A 2,197-nucleotide genomic window follows, 5' to 3' on the forward strand; every position below is an offset into this window, starting at 1 on the left:
GTTCCCTTCCCCACCTCCGCCGCCAGCGCGAGCATCAACGCGACGCCCTGTGACGGCCGCATCCGCAGCCGTTCGTCCGCGAAGCCTCCCGTGAGGGTCAGCGTGCTCTCCGCGACCCACAGCCGGTTCATCGCCTCCGGCTTGCGCGCGCTCACGAAGTCCCGCGCCGCGCGCAGGTTTCCCGGCTGGGTCGTGGCGAGGAAGTCGTCATCCACCGCCACCACCACCGCGCGCCCCACGTCGTGCACCACGTCCAGCACGCGGCCGTACGCCAGGCGCGTGCCCTCGCGGCGTCCGTCCGCCACGCCCACGCCACAGGGGATGATCCGCGCGGACGGGAAGCGCTGCTGGATGCGCGCATACAACGCCTGCACCAGCGGGCTGCCCGTGGGCTCCACCAGGAAGCGCAGCCCCGCGCCCCCGTCCTCGCGCCTGGCCCGCTCGCGCAGCGCATCCCTCACCGTGCTCCACGCGGCCTCCACGCCTTGAAGCCGCGCGGTCTTCGCCCTCGCGGGGTCGTAGAGGCCCAGCAGCGCCGCCTGTTCGAAGACGCCCGCCGCACCCAGGCTCGCGGGGTGCAGCGGGTTGCCCTCCACCTTCGTGGGCCGCCCCTCATGGCTCTCCACCACCAGCCCCACCGTGCGGCCGTTCCACTCCAGCCCCGTGGCGAAGTGCAGCGGCACGCCCGGCGTCAGCCCCTCCGGTGGCGTCGAGTACGGGAGGATCTTCTCCGGCGGCTGACGGAAGCACCCGCTGAAGCCCGCCGCGGCCAGTGACGCCGCCGCCAGTTGCAGGAAGGTGCGCCGCGCCACGCCCTCGGGCGGGAGCATCGCGCCGGGGGGATGCTCGCGCGACACGGCCTCGTCACCGGGTCCTCCCGCGTGCCACTCCTCCAGGCTCCTCCACGCGCGCGCCGGCTCCGGCGCGTCAGGGACATCCGTCCGTGCGGGGTCGGTCAGAAGTGGCATGTGTTGCAATCCGTGCGAGGGGACACACCGAGCGCGGCCTGCACCGCGCGGCCCGTCTCCCTCGGGTCTCCGGGGGGACGCCACGTGAGGTTCGCGACCTCCGACAGGGGACGCAGCCACGGCGTCGGGTCGCGGTGACAGTCCAGGCACCAGCCCATGGTGAGCGGCGCCACCTGCTGCACCGCCGGCATCGTGTCCACGCGGCCGTGACAGGTGACGCAGCCCACGCCCTTGTTCACGTGGATCTGATGGCTGAACCAGACGTAGTCCGGCAGCGCGTGCACCCGGTTCCACGGCAGCGCCGTGCCGTCGAAGCCACTGGCGCGCACCGGCTCCAGCCGCTCGCTCTGGTTCCACACCTGCGCATGGCACCCCAGGCAGCGCTGCGTGGGCGGCACTCCCGCCACCGGCGAACGCCACGCGCCCTCATGGCAGTAGCCGCAGGGGATGCCCTCATCGCCCACGTGGTGGCGGTGGTCGAAGGGGAGCGGCTGCTCGCGAGGCGAGAACGAGCCCCGCCCCAACGGGTTGCGCGCGAGGAGCAGCAGCCCCGCCAGCGACACCGCGGGCACACCCAGGGCCAGGGCGATGAGCGCCCGCAGCACCGAGTCGGTCCCCGGGCGGAACAGCGGAGCCATGTCCCTCCCCCCATCCAGCGTGGAGCCTCCGCGGGCCTGAGCGCGGAAGGCGGCACGACTTTGGGCGAGGTCTCTCGGCCACCACCAGCCCCCCGTTCGCGGCCCGTCGCGTTTCACACGCCCCCGGCGCGCGTCGTCCGTAAGTCCACAGGAAGGCCACCCGCCGGAGCAGTCCGCATGCGCGCGATGAACGGTGCTCGCGGGCGCGTCCCGATGCACGACAGCGTGAGCACCGGCACCCACGCTGGCACCTCGCGCGAGCACTCCACGGAACGCGCGGCCACGAGCTCCCAGCCACGGCGCATCACGCCCGCGAGCGTACCGGCGCGCGAGATGGAATCACTCGCGAGCAGCCCAGGCGCCCGCGCCTCAGGACGGCAGCGTGCGCCCGCGCATGGGCACGGAGGCCGTCATCACCGACGCCGCGCCCACGTACACGTCCACCGGCGACAGCGGCCCGGAGGCAGGCAGCGCCGCCAGCTCGCGCACCACCGCATCCTGTCCGTGACAGGCCACGCCGTGCTTCAGGCAGTCGCGCAGCGCGCCCTGGAACCCCGCGGCCGAGTCCACCCCGCGAGCATCCCCCAGCAC

General features: G+C 73.9%; 3 protein-coding genes. All 3 read right to left on the minus strand.

Annotated features, from left to right (window positions below):
- Positions 1-968, minus strand: a 968-nt coding sequence (locus D7X55_RS38725) for a TAT-variant-translocated molybdopterin oxidoreductase (protein WP_158626489.1), incomplete at its 3' end; no start/stop codon positions are given.
- Positions 956-1,606: a cytochrome c3 family protein gene (locus tag D7X55_RS38730; protein WP_120552013.1), complete on the minus strand. Its 651-nt coding sequence runs from the start codon at positions 1,604-1,606 to the stop codon at positions 956-958. The genes D7X55_RS38725 and D7X55_RS38730, both read right to left, overlap by 13 nt.
- A gap of 369 nt (positions 1,607-1,975) precedes the next feature.
- A partial coding sequence (locus D7X55_RS38735) for a hypothetical protein (protein ID WP_233610338.1) occupies positions 1,976-2,197 on the minus strand: 222 nt, incomplete at its 5' end.

This window comes from Corallococcus sp. AB049A, from assembly GCF_003668885.1.
GTDB lineage: Bacteria > Myxococcota > Myxococcia > Myxococcales > Myxococcaceae > Corallococcus > Corallococcus interemptor.